The sequence below is a fragment of the Psychrosphaera algicola genome (assembly GCF_028401425.1).
Classification (GTDB): Bacteria; Pseudomonadota; Gammaproteobacteria; order Enterobacterales; family Alteromonadaceae; genus Psychrosphaera; species Psychrosphaera algicola.
The window spans coordinates 4,468,864-4,483,611 of the sequence record NZ_JAQOMS010000002.1 but is presented as its reverse complement, the minus strand read 5'-3'; the positions used below and the strand labels follow the sequence as shown (position 1 = coordinate 4,483,611).

Here is a 14,748-nt window from a genome sequence, read left to right as displayed (position 1 = left end):
ACTCAACCATTAGATTACGGTTTTCTTAAGGACTGAAACATTTGTCCTATCAACCGTTTCTTTCGGCTTTTGTTGAGCCCAAACTAAATCACATATACCATCAGTCGGATTAAAGCCGGTAGGTGCATTTAACAGTAGTTTACGAATATGCTCGTGATCTAAATTTTCACATGCGACGTTAAGTTCAGTTAACAAATCACTTAACACATGCCAATCTAACATGACTTCTTTCGCAGTTAGAATACGTTCATGATCTGTTCCATACACATTGTCACCAATTAGAAGTTCTTCATAGAGTTTTTCACCTGGACGAAGACCCGTACATTTTATTTCGATATCGCCATTTGGCTGCTCTTTGTCTTTGACTTGATAGCCACTCAGATGCACCATCTTAACGGCTAAATCATAAATTTTAACCGATTCACCCATATCCAGTACAAAAACATCACCGCCTTTACCCATGGCTCCAGCTTGAATAACTAATTGGCTAGCTTCAGGAATGGTCATAAAATAACGAGTTATATCCATATGGGTTAGCGTTATAGGACCACCTTCTTTTATTTGCTTTCTAAAAAGCGGTACAACTGAACCTGAAGAACCAAGAACATTGCCAAAGCGCACCATACTAAAGCGGGTAACTGATTGGTGGCTTGCTAACGCTTGCAATACAAGTTCTGCCATCCGTTTTGTGGTCCCCATTACATTTGTCGGGCGAACCGCTTTGTCAGTTGAAATAAGTACAAACGAATCGACACTCGAGTTTATCGCAGCCTGTGCGGTGTTTAACGTGCCATAAATATTGTTTTGTACGCCCTCAATTACATTATGCTCAACCAAAGGAACATGTTTGTATGCTGCAGCGTGATAAATGGTATTAACTTTAAACGAAGTCATAACAGACTCCAATAAAGCCTGTTTTTGTACGGACCCCATAATTGGGATAATTTCTAACCCTTCCGGCTTTTTACCATTGAGTTCTTTTTCAATTGCGTAGAGAGAGTATTCAGAAATTTCAAATAACACTAATTTTTTAGGGCCTTGATTCACAATTTGGCGACAAAGCTCCGAGCCAATCGAACCGCCAGCTCCCGTCACCATAACAACTTTGTCTCGTATGTTAGCAGACATAAGCTCTTCCCTTGGAGAGACAGGATCTCGTCCAAGTAGATCTTCAATTGCGACTTCATTTACCTTGGTCATAACTTGCATGCCCTTCAACTATGTCGGCCATACCTGTAGCATAGTCATCACTCGAACCGGCAAATATTCCAGCTTAGACAAAACTTCTTTGCGTCGAGCGCGGGACGTACTTGGCAGAGCTAATAAAACATTACTGATAACTTTTTTATTGATTAACCTAGGTAAGGCTGAAGGAGGGTAAACCCGAATCCCCTGTATTGTATGATTTTGCTTGGTAACGTCATCGTCGATGAAAGCAGAAACATAATACTCTGGGCCTTGGTTTAAAGCTGTTGCTAACTGCATACCAGCGGAACCAGCGCCATATACGACCACAGCGTCTTTTTATATATATTATGCACACCGATTAGTGAACGAATAACTAATCGTGAACCTCCGATACCTAATAGCGCCAATGCAAAAAATATAAATGGAACTGAACGAGGAATTTGAATATGAAAGAAAAACGCTACCGCAACAAGCGTAGAAAATGACAAAATACAGCCAAATAGCACTGCCCACATAGCCTGTATATTAATATATCTCAATACAGCTCGATAAAGCCCAAGCTTCATAAATCCATACAAAGTAACAGGCAATAAAATTGCAAATACGAACCAAACTTCTAAGTTTAGTAATGGTTCAATGCTTTCAAATCTCGCTATAAATGCTAAACAAAACGCTGATAATAAAAATATTGTATCAACAAATATACTGACTATTCTTTTTTGATTTCGTGACAATCCTAAAAAATAACTGAGCATTTTAAATTCCTTGGAACAGCATGGTGCTTAAAAAATTCGATCGTAGTATATAACCTAAATAGTTAAATCCAAAATAATACTATTAAACTTCAATATATACTATTATGATAACTTTAATTTACAGGTTTATAATTGTAAATGGAAAGAAATTTACCGCTATAACTATAACTATAACTATAACTATAACTATAACTATAACTATAACTATAACTATAACTATAACTATAACTATAACTATAACTATAACTATAACTATAACTATATTGGAGCTGAAATAAATTTAAAAACCTAAAAAATTTTAACATTTATTCAGAGTAAACTTAAAAAAGGGAGACATGTTGTTATTAAAATGTCCCCAATAATAAGAGTAGATATGCCAATTTATTTATCTAAAAATGCTCTACACCAATGCTCTACTGCCATAAGTGCCCTTATTTCGCGAGTGTTATTTTCTGAACCGTTACAGTGATTAGCCAAAATCGAATCAACTACATCATAATTAAAAAGCCCACGTTCGATAGCTCTCTTACTTAACAGTAATTCTTCACATTCGTGACGAAGCGTACTCTTAAACCAGTCACCTACTGGTACAGTGAACATCTGTTTCTTACGGTACGCTAAGTTTTCTCCGATTAAATCAGAAACTGCTTTTTTATATATATATTTGGTTTCATTTTCTTTAAGTTTAAGACTGCCCGGCATTGAAAAAGCAAGTTCTATCATTCGATAATCTAAAAATGGAGCTCTATTTTCAATGGAAACAGCCATCCCCATCCTATCAGGTTTAACCAAGTTATTGCCGGATAACAGCAACTGTGTATCAAGATAGAGTGCTTTGTTTATACGGTCCATATGAGGGACTTCTCGCAATACATTTCTAACTTTTAACAGGTAAGAGTTAGATGATGTCAAACTATCTTTAACACTTTCACTCAACAAGTTTCCTAAGGATTTTTGACTAAATAGAGAAATATTCTCTGCGTAAGCTTCTTCAAATGACTCATCATCGCATTCGAATACTGTACGGTCGCTAAAAAATGACTTGTACTTATCATAACCTGCAAATAATTCATCAGCACCATCTCCTGTCAAAACCATCTTCACATCTTCCGATGCCAATTTTGCAACTCTATAAGTTGGCAAAAATGAAACATCACCATGCGGTTGATCACAATGATAAGTTGCCATTGGCCAATGTTTTAACAAGTTGGCTTCTACGATTTCAGTTTTATGCTTCGTTTTAAACCTATTCGCGGCTTCCTGCGCAAAAGGAGACTCATCATAAAGAGGGTCGTCAAAACCAATACAATATGTATTTACTGGTTGCACCAAATGCTTTGCCATAAAACCTACAACACTACTTGAGTCAACTCCACCCGATAAAAACGCTCCGAAAGGAACATCTGCTCGAAGTCGAATTCTTACTGCGTCATCCAAAATTTGATTGAATTCAGAAATCCAGTCGGCTTCACTTTTATCTTCTATTTCTTTTATTTCTGAGAGATCCCACCACTTTACTTCCTCTACACCACTCTGTGTCACTTTTAGTAAATGCCCAGGCTTCAACTGCTTAACATTCTTAAACATTGTGTCAGGCATGGGTACATAGTTAAAAGACAAAAAAGATACTAAAGAATCACAATCCAGCTCAGCATTCATTTTTGTTAGAATAGATTTTATTTCAGAACCAAAATATGTTGTATTATTATCTACACCAAAATAAAGTGGTTTTTCTCCCACTCTATCCCTCACTATAAACATAGTTTTTAATTTATCATCCCAAATTGCAATAGCGAACATACCGTTAAGTTTACTAATTGCCTCGATGCCATTGCACTCATATAAACGAAGTATAACTTCAGTATCACAATGCGTTTTACACGGAAAACCTAGATCTTCCAGTTCGGATGCCAGTTCTACATGGTTAAATATTTCACCATTTTGCACCACAACAATACTTCCATCATCAGAAAAAAATGGCTGATCACCATTCTCAATATCTAGTATAGCTAACCTTTGGTTCCCTAAACCAACGCCTTCCTCTGTATTGTTATAGATTCCTTGACCATCTGGACCTCTATACTGAATAACATCACCCATTTTTTTAGCTCAGAGTCCGTTAAACTTACTCCATCTTTATCATAATAACCGAAAATTCCGCACATTTACTTAAGCTGCCTTATAGAAATTAATAACTTGAACCTTTCACTACATGTAAAATTGTTTTTAAAATAATGTAAAAATACATACAAAATGAATATTTCTTAACATAAAAAATATCCATATTAATCCTCATGTCATGTCCAAATTTAGAATGTTTTATACTTAACTGTGCAAGGCCTGTTATTCCAGGTCGTACTTTGTTTCTTAACTGCCATTGTCTTTTTGAATAATCCACTTCTTGTACTGGTGTATCTGGTCGTGGTCCTACTAAACTCATATCACCTACAAAAACATTCCAAAATTGAGGAAGTTCATCTATATAATACTTCCTTATAAACTTACCAACTTTAGTTATTCTCGAATCATTTGTCTTCGTGCTCTGATATTCTTTTCTAGCCTCTTCGATAGACTTACCTTTATCTACAGAACCAGAGTTATTAATACTTGAATGATACATACTCCGAAACTTTAGGATTTTAAAATGTTTTTCGCGTTTCCCTACACGTATCTGCCTAAAAAATATAGGTCCTTTCGACTCTACTTTAATAAATATTGATACCAACAAAATTATTGGACTAAATAACAATAAACCAAAAAAGAAAAAATAATGTCTGCTAATCTTATGAGCATTTTCTGCTTATCCCTTACCTATATATATGGCGAACTAAATTTTTGAAGTTGATAGTCACTAAAGAGTTCTTTTATTAACTCATTATTTTTGATCAAGGGAATCGAAGCATTTTCGATAATTTGTTTTATACTTGACCCCCTTTTAATACATTGTCAATGTAAGGGCATTGGTCCATAGAGCTATACACAAATTGAGAAAGCGACATATTAGACTCTTCGTATCTATCAAGATAAACATTATAAAATTCACGAATTAATTCAAGCTTAGATAAACGGCTCTCGACTATTTGCCTATTTTTATCATTCTCTGTAAATCGCTTTCTCAATGGATCATTAAATGAAACACCTTTGTTAGGTAAATACTTCCCTGAAAGCAGACCACTTGACAGAACAGACCTAGCTTGAACTAAAACACCACTCCTCTTGATTTCTCTAATCAACTGTAAATTACTATGCATGTCTAAAAAATTCGTTGCAATTTGAACTACATCTAAGTCTAAATGTCTATTATATATCTCAAAAACAGAGGATGAATTTGTGCAAATACCAATACGCATATTACCTTTGAAAGGTTTCAAATATTCAAAAATCTTATGTCTCTTTCGATCAGATGAGCACTAAGGTCTATGTAGTAATAACGCTGCTGGCAATTTACCTTTAAAAATTTCATGTTCAATTTCGAACTCGTTTATCAGAGAGTTAACGCTGATATCATCTTGTAGGTTTGCACCAATTTTATTAATTATTCGTATACTACTTTCATTATTTAATCTTGTAGCCAAACGTTTATTAATAGAAAAACCTTCTCCGTATACAGAAGCCGTGTCTAAGGCATCGTAACGATCCAGAGTAGCTTCAATAACTTTATCAATAACTTTAAGATCTAGCTCACCATATTTACCTGAAATCCCAAGGAGGCCAATACTATTGCCAAATATATCCACTGACTACACTCGTACCAAGCGCATTTCTAAAGAAAACCGTGTTTCCAATGAACTATTGGATCCACCACCGTGCACCATCAATGGCGAGAAATACATTACATCCCCTAGTAATACATCTGGTCTATGTGGTTTTATTTCAAACTTACATTCTTTAATATCTGGAACTGAATATGCAACCCCATTCTTAATATATTTTTTCCCTTTTGCGGACTCTTCAAATGTAAATGTAGGTACGACATCCTCATCCGACCATTTGTGAGAAAAAGGTACCACACATAAAGAAGAGTCGTAATAACTTCCACATAAAGGAACATAAACGTTTAACAAAGGTGTAAAATATGGAAACCAGTGATCACGATGGAATGGATTGTTATCCCCACAGTTAGGGCGCACAACTCGAAACTCTATCTTGTTTTTATATACGCCAAAATTAAAACCTGTTTCTTTCCCTGCAATTTCGCAAACTATTTTCACATATGGGTGGGACAAAAACTCATCTGGTAATTTTCTACCAACAAATTTTATAAAATCATGATGTGAAATATTATTTTCATTCAAAAACTTATGATAAGTATCTATTGTGAACATACTTAAATCAGCGATATCAGCAAACTCTTTTAAAGATGCAGCTAGATGCTCAGTAAACATCTTCTGAAAGGACTCAAACTCACTTCGCGCTTCCAACCTGCTAACCAAAAACCATATCGGTTTAGTAAGTGACTTGAATCTAAATCATCATGTAGCGGTACAAAGTTTTCCATTATATTTTCCTGTAACTCTAATGTTTTCATATTATATCTTTTCAAACGTATAAACCATTGATCTAAATTAGTTATTTCGTTCCAACATGGAGGCGACTACAACTCGTACTGATTCATTAAGCTTGTCTTGGTTTTCTAATAAAACTTGATTTTCAGAAGTTCGAAAATAGCGTACATATTTATCCATTTCATTTAGCTCGAAATCTAAATCGAGTTTGCTTTTTAATTCTTCTAAAGTTTGACTCTTTTCGTGGAAGGCTCGTGCCAAAATAACTCCTGTCGAACCAAGTCGAATATGCTCGCCTATAACTACACTGCCTTTCACCAAACCTTCATTGGCTTTTGAAACACCGCCAATTCCGAAAGGTTTTCTCAATTTTCTAACTGCTCTTTCTACTACACCATTAGTAAATAATTCAAACATAAACCTTAAATTCATCTCAATATGCAAATCGTTTAACCCTAGATGCAATTCGTCAACACTATTTAGCGCTTCGATCTCACTAATCTTTTCCAAACTAGCTACAGTTTCAATTAAGGGCATAAACCTAACTCTTCCGGCTATTAACTCACCTACTTTCGCGACCTCAATGACATTTCGAATCATCGGTAACATAATAATTGACGCCCCATTTTTAATAGCCTGCTCAATTTCCCATGAAGTTTCACTATTAAACGGATTAATCCTAACTAATACTTCGCTTCTAGATAAAACAGAACTTACGGCTTTGATATCTTCAAACGAATGACGACTAATTACAGTATCTAAATGTCCTTGCCTTTCAACTTTCCCTAAAATTTCCAAATCAATAAAAATCCGATCAACCCCGCATCGTTCGGCGTATAACGCAATGTCAGGTTTATTTGTCAATAATATGTATTTAAACATTATGTTATTAAACCTTATAACCTTGACTGATTCGATCGCAAACTTTTTCTATTGTAAATTTTTGTAAAACTGAATCATATCCACACTTACCCATTTCATCTCTTAACGTTTTACTTTTTATTAATTTTGAAAGTGCTTCTTGCAACTCTAAGACATTGCTAGGTTCAACAATAAATCCAGCGTTACCTGAGGCTGATAATTCAGGCAACCCGCTTATATTAGTTCCCACCCATGGTTTTCCTAAAGCAAGTGCTTCTACTATTGAGTTTGGAAACAACTCACCTTTTGTAGAAGGCTGACAATAAATATCAAAAGCCATATGGTATGCTTCTGATTCCATTACTCTTCCTGCGAAGATTACATTATTTTCTAGCCTATACTTTTTTACTAACTCTTCACATTCAATTTTACTTCGCCCATCTCCGACAAACATAACCTTCACATTTTCGATACCACTTTGAATTAGTGCATATAATGATTCAATTAGTACTTCTTGCCCTTTCCAGCCGGAAAAAGCCCCTACATGTCCAATTAATATTTCATTTGCCTTAACGCCATAGGCTTCGCGTTTTTCGTTATAACTTAATTTATCTTTATCAAACCTTTTTAAGTCAGCACCATTGTATGTAACGATTATTTGTTTTTCTCTTGCGCCTAACTTAATGAGGGTATCTTTTGCGTACTCACAAACTGCTAATAAAGTAGCTGGATAAAACCGATATAGTATATTTCTATACTGGTGAGAATTACGAGTTTCTACGCCTCGTACACTCCTTACAATCTTAATTTCACGGCCTATAAAACGACTCGCAAAAAAGCAATAAAGCTGCAAGCAGCATTGTGTGAATGAACGACATCTATGTTTTCTTGTTTTAATATTTTTCTTATCTTTTTTGTTGCAATTAATACACTAATTATATCCCGCTTTTTTATACTCAATTCAGGTACTTCAAAAAATGTAAATCCGTCTTTTATAATGTACTTTTCCATTATTCCTTTTGCACCTGCGAAATAGGAGTGATGACCGCGTTTTAGAAACTCTTTTGCGATTTTAAGTGGTTGTGTACCTGGACCGTTGTCTAAATACTCACTTCTCAAATGTAAAATATTCATTTTAACCTTAATAACTAACTTTTTAATTTTTCTTTACCATTTGACTTAGGTAAAAATTGTTTTTGTTTTTGTTTTTGTTTTTGTTTTTGTTTTTGTTTTTGTTTTTGTTTTTGCAATTGAAAATATCAATGCAAACGTTAATAATACTGCTGAAGCACGATAAAATGAAAAAAGATGCACCCTACGAATGAAAATACAATCAAGTTAAATGTTGCTATAATCAATATTATCGCCTCTCTGGGGGCAACTTTGTATAACCTTAGAGACTTTATTATTAAAAATATATAAAATGAACAAAGGCCTATTATTCCAGTCCAGCCAAACTCCAATGCAAATCTAAGATAGGAAGAATGTGGGTGCGGGTAAACACCATATATCACGCCAGCTCGTTTCATATCAGCCATAGCTAATCCCAAGTTACCTAAACCATAACTCTGAGTATCACTAAATAAATATTCTATAGTAAAAAGATACATAGACATTCTTTCAATATTAGAATGATTTCTTTCTAGGTCAGTTGTCGATTGAAACAATTCCTGAAACCCTGAAAGGGAGGAAAGAAATAACACAGCCAAACAGCATGATATTAGAAAAAACCAAATTACTCTCATTAACTTAAAGTTAGAAAGTGAAGCAATTAAGAATGAAAATAATGAAATAAAAACCATCCCAAGTGAAGCTCGTGATTCATAATAATATAATCCAACCACTACTAAAAAATGTAAATCAACATAAAGGTAGTGATTTTTTTGAAATAAAGGAAACCACAAATACAGCCAACCAATACAATTAAAAACGAATCTTCATTTTGTCCGTTTATATTAAAATAGGGAATATCCATAAAAACTGATAATAATTTAATACAACAAAGGAACGCTGTGGATATAACAAGACTCTTAGCTTTTTCCTCTGCATTTATTACGTAGTTTCCGTCTGCCAAAATAATAAAAAAACAGCGAATAATATCAAAGAAAATTGAGTAAATTGAATTACAGTTCTGAAATCAATACTTTTATTTAAATAACTTGAAAATATTAGCATCAATATCAGTAAAAATAAGCACAACGTTCGAACATTTAGTAGAAGTTTTAATTCTTGTTTTTGTAGGTATTGGGTAAATAATGAAAAGTACATAATCATCCCCGACACATAAGGGTTCGAAGTTAGCGAAAACCTTAAAGTATAACTTTTAGTGAATAAAAGGTCAGCTATAAATGCTACTAACATAAAAATAGAAAGAGGTATTGATATATACTCTAGCACGAAACCCCCAATAGGTAATGTTGATATTTAACTAGGAGAAAGCTCATTGCCGATTTGAATAACAGTTACTGTTGCTAAATAAATAACGGTACATATTATTTGCCAACCCTTTTAAACTGAATAGTTGAAAAACCTAAATATTTGTTAACAAGAAACCAAGCACCGACATGCTGGATTGCGACGCCCGTTGCAATCCCAAGAACTATTAAAATAGTATTAAAATCAAAAACAAATCCACAAGCAACTACGCTTAGAAAAAACATCATATTTAAGATCTGCATATGATTAAATTCCTTTTCGTAACCCGTCATCATTAATACACTTCCTACTGGACCAACTAAAACCTTAACAAACTGTCCAGCAGTTAATATTTGTAAAAGGTAGCGGCAGCAAGGTAGTTTGTACCAAAAAACCTAATAAAAATTCAGGAAAAACAATAAGAACAATAAATAAAGGGCTTGCTAAAGCAAACATTAAATAAGTTCCTTTTAGTGCGAATTCTTCAATTTTTTTAATATCTCCAGAACCTTTTAGCCTTGAGAAATGTGGTGAAAGCACCATATTGCATGCTACAAGCACGAAACTAGTTAAACCAGCAATTCTTATGGCGATTGATATAAATGCAACATCTTTTGAACTAAATAAAGCAGCGCTAAGAAGGATAGGACCTTGTGTAAGAATAATACCAATAATCATAATAAAAAAGAAGCCATAAAAATCCACTTCATTACTTAAAATCCACTTAGGTTTAGGCATAACTAATTTCGTGAAAACTATGGTTTTCCAAAAGAAAAAACCTATTGGAAGTGTAATAAACAAACTCAACAAATAACTGTAAATAGCCTCTTGTAAATCATCTACAAAAAGCAGACAACTTAGTCCAAAAAGTAAAGGTTGGATAACAGAATGTACGGCAAGCCCAAGGACTGGTTTACTTACAGCCTGAAATGCAGACATCAAAATGGCCAATAACCCAACAAATGGAAAAGCTAAACTTAAAATTCGAATCGATTGGTGCTCAAATGATTCATCAAATAGAAGGAGTGCTATTTGAAAACTACTCAAATATATAACTAATGAAAATAACGTCCCCAAAATCAAAACTACATATACTGTTTGAAAAAACGTGCTGTTTAAACCAATAGCGTTTTCATTTGCTTTTTCTAAAGATAAAACTTTTAGTAACCAATTACCTAAACCTAACGTCGCTAGTTGACCAAAAAACAACGCTAAACTTAACAATGTAAATAGTTCTCCCGCATTGTCAGGTGCTAGCGTCCTAGCTACACAGACATTCAATAAAAACCCAGAAAACGCCCCAAAAACTCTAATTATCATAGTGTATAAACTTTGGGATAAAACTTGGAAAAAGTCATTTTCTACAGATTTTTTAAATAATTTGCTTTTACCAAGCATTATACTTCCTAATATTTTGACAGGTGACAGTTTTTTAACGGTTAAATAAGAGCACATGGCGACCTATAATTTAATCCTTAGAACCCAAGAGACAAAGAAGGTAAAGAAGACAAGCAGAATTATATTTCTAAAAGCTAATCTGACATCATTTCAGCATAATTAATTAGTACATATTCTTTACTACTAAATGATCAATACACTGCTTTAAATTATCAATCGAATAATTGTTGTATAGAACTTTATTACTTATTGAGCTTTTGTCTAATTCTAACTTTATTGCATATTCAAGCTCACTGGGGTCATTAACACCTGTACTAATTCCCAATTCTTTATAAGACCCCGCCGCTTTGTATACAGTATCTTCAATTGAAACAAGACCATTTCCAAGTAGTTTACCTTCGATTCCGACGGTACTAATTGCAGTCACCACAACATGAGAGCCTAATAACAACGTATGGAGGTCTTCATCTTTGCCAGATACTCGGATATTGGTATAGTCATCATAACAAGCTTTTTGATTAGGATGGGGACGAAAAACAACATCCCAATCTAATTCTGCAGCTAAACGGTCAAGTTCTTCTCGAATAGCAGGCCCTAACAACGGATCTCCAAAAGATCCTGAAACCTTGCATTTTCAGACGGAAGATCGCAATCAGCCAAAACAATCGTCTTTCTTGGGTTTTTCACTATATTAGTTGAAAGTTCCTTAAGCCTATCGAAGACTGGAGTTCCAGTTACTATGACTCTCTCTTCCGGGTAGTTGGTTTCTTTAACAATACTATTTCGAACTTCATCACTTAAAACACATATTAAGTCACTTAAATCATTTTGCGCCACAAACTTTGCGCCACTCTCGATCCAAACATTATCATTAATACAAATACTTGGTATATTATTTGACTTAGCATATTGTAATGTTGCTAATTCTGCTCTTGGTGAATTAGTAGTAATAACAAGGTCTGGTGAAAACTTTTCTATTATATAACCAACCGTTTTATACGGGAGAAAAACGGAACGACCATTCTTATTAAGAGTATCCATCGCAGTTTTAAAAGTGCCGGTGCTTTCAACAAGCTCAGAGAAAGATAACCCCATATAAGCAACAGCTTCTTTTTTCGGCATGAGGGAATTTTTATGGTCTTTCGTTAAAAGCTCCCCATAGCCAAGAATCTCATCTGTTAACAACTCTTCAAAAGTTGAAAAGTTCACATATGGTACGCCTTTTGTTTCCAAGTATTTACCAGCCGTAGTTAAAGCTAAAATTGTCACTTTGTACTTTTCTACAAGACTTCTATAAAGCGGCTCCATTATCTTTACATGACCACCGCCATAACAAACTAATAATATTTTTTTCACTGGTTTCACTTTTAAAATTGTAAATTAGCTAAAGTCAACAAACCTTTTTGCTTAGATGTATTCCAAAATTTATCGCTAACTACTGCATCAAAAAAGAGTTCATGGCTCTTGCCTTCACCGAACTCCTTAACTTCCGGAAAATCAGTAACTTTTGCTTTAATTATCGCCTGCTTAATCTCACATTTATTCTCTGAAACATTAATAATTGAAGGCGACGTTGCTCTATTATTTTGCCGAGTTCCAATGTTAATCGATGGTAAACCATAAAATGGAGCTTCTCTTACTCCTGCACTTGAATTCCCTATCATATAAAGCGAGTTTTTTAACAGAACCAAAAAGCTTTCAAATCTAATACTTGGAAAAACCCTAAAATTCGGCAGCTTTTCTAATCGATTAATTTCACTCAAAATAATGTCACTTCCTAAATCATTATTAGGATAAATAACGACACAATTATCACCTGCTTCTATTACTGCATCAACAGTGTTCCGAATATTTTCTTTCAAATTAGCGATATCAGTTGTCACAGGGTGATACATCAAAACTGAAAACTCATTGTAGGAAATGTCATATCTAGTTTTAACCTCGCTGAGTGTTGGTAAATTTGTCGAAGTCATAATATCTAAGTCTGGGGAGCCAATAACATAAATTGATTCTTCTACTTCACCCAATTGAATTAATCTTTTTCTGCTTTTTCGTTGCAAACAAAATGAATGTGACTTAATTTACTAACAGAATGTCGAATCAGCTCATCAATAGTCCCTGATACCTCCCCTCCTTCAACATGAGCTACCAAAATATTATTCAAAGACCCTACAATTGCTCCGGCTAATGCCTCCACTCTATCACCATGCACCACTATCAAGTCAGGTTGAACTTCTTTTACGTAATCAGACAGACCATGTATTGTTTTAGCTAAAATACTATCCATCGTGTCGGATGAATTTTGATTAATGTATTTATAAATTGACGTGAATCCGGACTTTTCAACTTCTTTAGCTGTAAGACCATATTTAGCAATCATATGCATCCCTGTCACAAAAATATGACAGTTCAAGTTAGGTTCATTTTCTACTTTAGTAATTAAACTTTTTAATTTACCGAAGTCAGCTCTAGTACCGGTCAAAAACAGGATCTTTTTATTCATATTTATTTCACATGTGTTTTCTTTAATTGAATATCAGATTCTATGTCTGACAAAGCGGTTTTACCCAACAAATCATCGAACTCTTCAGCCAAAAAATCTCCAGTGCTAGACCGCTTAACCCATAAGTTATCTTTAGTGAATATTTCGCCAGCCTTTATTGGTTCAATTGTAACTACGCTCGCATATGCGAAATCAATCGTTACCTGCTCTTCTTTTGCAGCCTCTTTGACTCCACCACGCATTTTGGCCATACGCTTAGACTGTTTTATTAGTTCTTGGCATTCTTTTGCATCCATAGAACAACATATATCAGGACCAGGTCTATCCTTACTATCAGTAAAGTGTCGCTCCAAAACCGAAGCCCCACAAGCAACAGCACCTAAACAAGCCAAATTATCTACACTATGGTCCGATAAACCAACAACCGCATCTGGAAAAGCCTCTTGTAACTGTTCCATCGCACCAATTCTTATAAGTTCGTCAGGAGTCGGATACAAATTTGTGGTATGAAGCAAACAAAATGGTGTTTGATGCTTCCTCATTATTTCCACTGACTTCCTGACTGATTTTATATCGTTCATACCAGTGCTCAAGATAATGGGTTTCTTAAAGCTTGCTACCAAATCAATTAATGGATAATTATTACACTCCCCTGAGCCTATTTTGTAAGCTTTGACCCCCATTCTTTCAAGACGATAAACAGCGGCACGAGAAAAAGGTGTACTGATAAAAATGGCTCCTTTAGATTCTACATAATCTTTCAGCCTTGTCTCTTCTTCTTCATTTAAAGAACATCTTTCCATTATTTCGTAAATAGAAACGTCAGCATTCCCAGGAACAACTTTTTTAGCTTCTCCGCTCATCTCATCCTCTACGACATGAGTTTGATGTTTAATTACTTCCGCACCACCTTCTACTGCGGCATCTACCATTTCGAAAGCTGTTTTTAAAGAGCCCTCATGGTTAATTCCTATTTCTGCAATAACTAATGGTTCTTCTTCAATACCAACTTTTCTGTTGGCTATAATAAAACTTGGATTATTCATTATAATTTCCCATTCAAATAATTCTTTGCCTTTTCTAAATCCTCGAAAGTATCTATATCGATAGATTTACATTTACC

Annotated in this window: 15 protein-coding genes and 2 pseudogenes; all 17 read right to left on the bottom strand. The window is 34.5% G+C overall.

Annotated features, from left to right (window positions below):
* Positions 1–9: 9 nt before the first annotated feature.
* The 17 genes and pseudogenes from PN838_RS24660 to PN838_RS24585 all read right to left on the bottom strand — a co-directional run bounded on the left by PN838_RS24660 (position 10) and on the right by PN838_RS24585 (position 14,671).
* Positions 10–1,943 (bottom strand): annotated as a pseudogene (locus tag PN838_RS24660) (polysaccharide biosynthesis protein).
* 381 nt (positions 1,944–2,324) lie between these two features.
* Positions 2,325–4,043 (bottom strand): asparagine synthase (glutamine-hydrolyzing), encoded by a 1,719-nt coding sequence (gene asnB, locus PN838_RS24655; protein WP_272182359.1) that lies wholly within the window; start codon positions 4,041–4,043, stop codon positions 2,325–2,327.
* An 88-nt stretch (positions 4,044–4,131) separates the two neighbouring features.
* Positions 4,132–4,725 (bottom strand): sugar transferase, encoded by a 594-nt coding sequence (locus PN838_RS24650; protein ID WP_502592206.1) that lies wholly within the window; start codon positions 4,723–4,725, stop codon positions 4,132–4,134.
* A 136-nt stretch (positions 4,726–4,861) separates the two neighbouring features.
* Entirely contained in the window at positions 4,862–5,293 is a 432-nt protein-coding gene (locus tag PN838_RS24645; RefSeq protein ID WP_272182357.1) for an aldo-keto reductase family protein, read from the bottom strand.
* A 60-nt stretch (positions 5,294–5,353) separates the two neighbouring features.
* On the bottom strand, positions 5,354–5,680 hold the full coding sequence (locus tag PN838_RS24640) for an aldo-keto reductase family protein (protein ID WP_272182356.1): 327 nt from the start codon (positions 5,678–5,680) through the stop codon (positions 5,354–5,356).
* A 3-nt stretch (positions 5,681–5,683) separates the two neighbouring features.
* Complete coding sequence (locus PN838_RS24635; RefSeq protein WP_272182355.1) at positions 5,684–6,328, bottom strand: phytanoyl-CoA dioxygenase family protein; 645 nt, start codon at positions 6,326–6,328, stop codon at positions 5,684–5,686.
* Positions 6,310–6,471 carry a hypothetical protein gene (locus PN838_RS24630; protein WP_272182354.1) on the bottom strand — a complete coding sequence of 54 codons (162 nt, stop codon included), beginning with the start codon at positions 6,469–6,471 and terminating at the stop codon, positions 6,310–6,312. Before PN838_RS24630 ends, PN838_RS24635 begins: the two co-directional genes overlap by 19 nt.
* Positions 6,472–6,508: 37 nt before the next feature.
* Positions 6,509–7,312 carry an aldolase/citrate lyase family protein gene (locus tag PN838_RS24625; protein ID WP_272182353.1) on the bottom strand — a complete coding sequence of 268 codons (804 nt, stop codon included), beginning with the start codon at positions 7,310–7,312 and terminating at the stop codon, positions 6,509–6,511.
* 25 nt (positions 7,313–7,337) lie between these two features.
* A complete protein-coding gene (locus PN838_RS24620) occupies positions 7,338–8,162 on the bottom strand; it encodes a glycosyltransferase family 4 protein (protein ID WP_272182352.1) in 825 nt (274 codons plus the stop codon).
* The gene (locus PN838_RS24615) at positions 8,126–8,443 is read right to left on the bottom strand and encodes a glycosyltransferase (RefSeq protein WP_272182351.1); all 318 of its coding nucleotides are present in this window, start codon (positions 8,441–8,443) and stop codon (positions 8,126–8,128) included. Before PN838_RS24615 ends, PN838_RS24620 begins: the two co-directional genes overlap by 37 nt.
* A gap of 137 nt (positions 8,444–8,580) precedes the next feature.
* On the bottom strand, positions 8,581–9,153 hold the full coding sequence (locus PN838_RS27720; protein ID WP_370661066.1) for an O-antigen ligase family protein: 573 nt from the start codon (positions 9,151–9,153) through the stop codon (positions 8,581–8,583).
* A 648-nt stretch (positions 9,154–9,801) separates the two neighbouring features.
* Positions 9,802–10,020, bottom strand: a complete 219-nt coding sequence (locus tag PN838_RS24610; RefSeq protein ID WP_272182350.1) for a hypothetical protein — start codon at positions 10,018–10,020, stop codon at positions 9,802–9,804.
* A gap of 31 nt (positions 10,021–10,051) precedes the next feature.
* Positions 10,052–11,122: a lipopolysaccharide biosynthesis protein gene (locus PN838_RS24605; RefSeq protein ID WP_272182349.1), complete on the bottom strand. Its 1,071-nt coding sequence runs from the start codon at positions 11,120–11,122 to the stop codon at positions 10,052–10,054.
* 163 nt (positions 11,123–11,285) lie between these two features.
* The gene (locus tag PN838_RS24600; RefSeq protein WP_272182348.1) at positions 11,286–11,723 is read right to left on the bottom strand and encodes a hypothetical protein; all 438 of its coding nucleotides are present in this window, start codon (positions 11,721–11,723) and stop codon (positions 11,286–11,288) included.
* Positions 11,717–12,478: a hypothetical protein gene (locus PN838_RS24595; RefSeq protein WP_272182347.1), complete on the bottom strand. Its 762-nt coding sequence runs from the start codon at positions 12,476–12,478 to the stop codon at positions 11,717–11,719. The genes PN838_RS24600 and PN838_RS24595 overlap by 7 nt, the downstream gene beginning before the upstream one ends.
* An 11-nt stretch (positions 12,479–12,489) precedes the next feature.
* Positions 12,490–13,502: pseudogene (neuC, locus tag PN838_RS24590) on the bottom strand (UDP-N-acetylglucosamine 2-epimerase).
* Positions 13,503–13,627: 125 nt separating this feature from the next.
* The gene (locus tag PN838_RS24585) at positions 13,628–14,671 is read right to left on the bottom strand and encodes an N-acetylneuraminate synthase family protein (RefSeq protein ID WP_272182346.1); all 1,044 of its coding nucleotides are present in this window, start codon (positions 14,669–14,671) and stop codon (positions 13,628–13,630) included.
* Between the last annotated feature and the right edge of the window lie 77 nt (positions 14,672–14,748).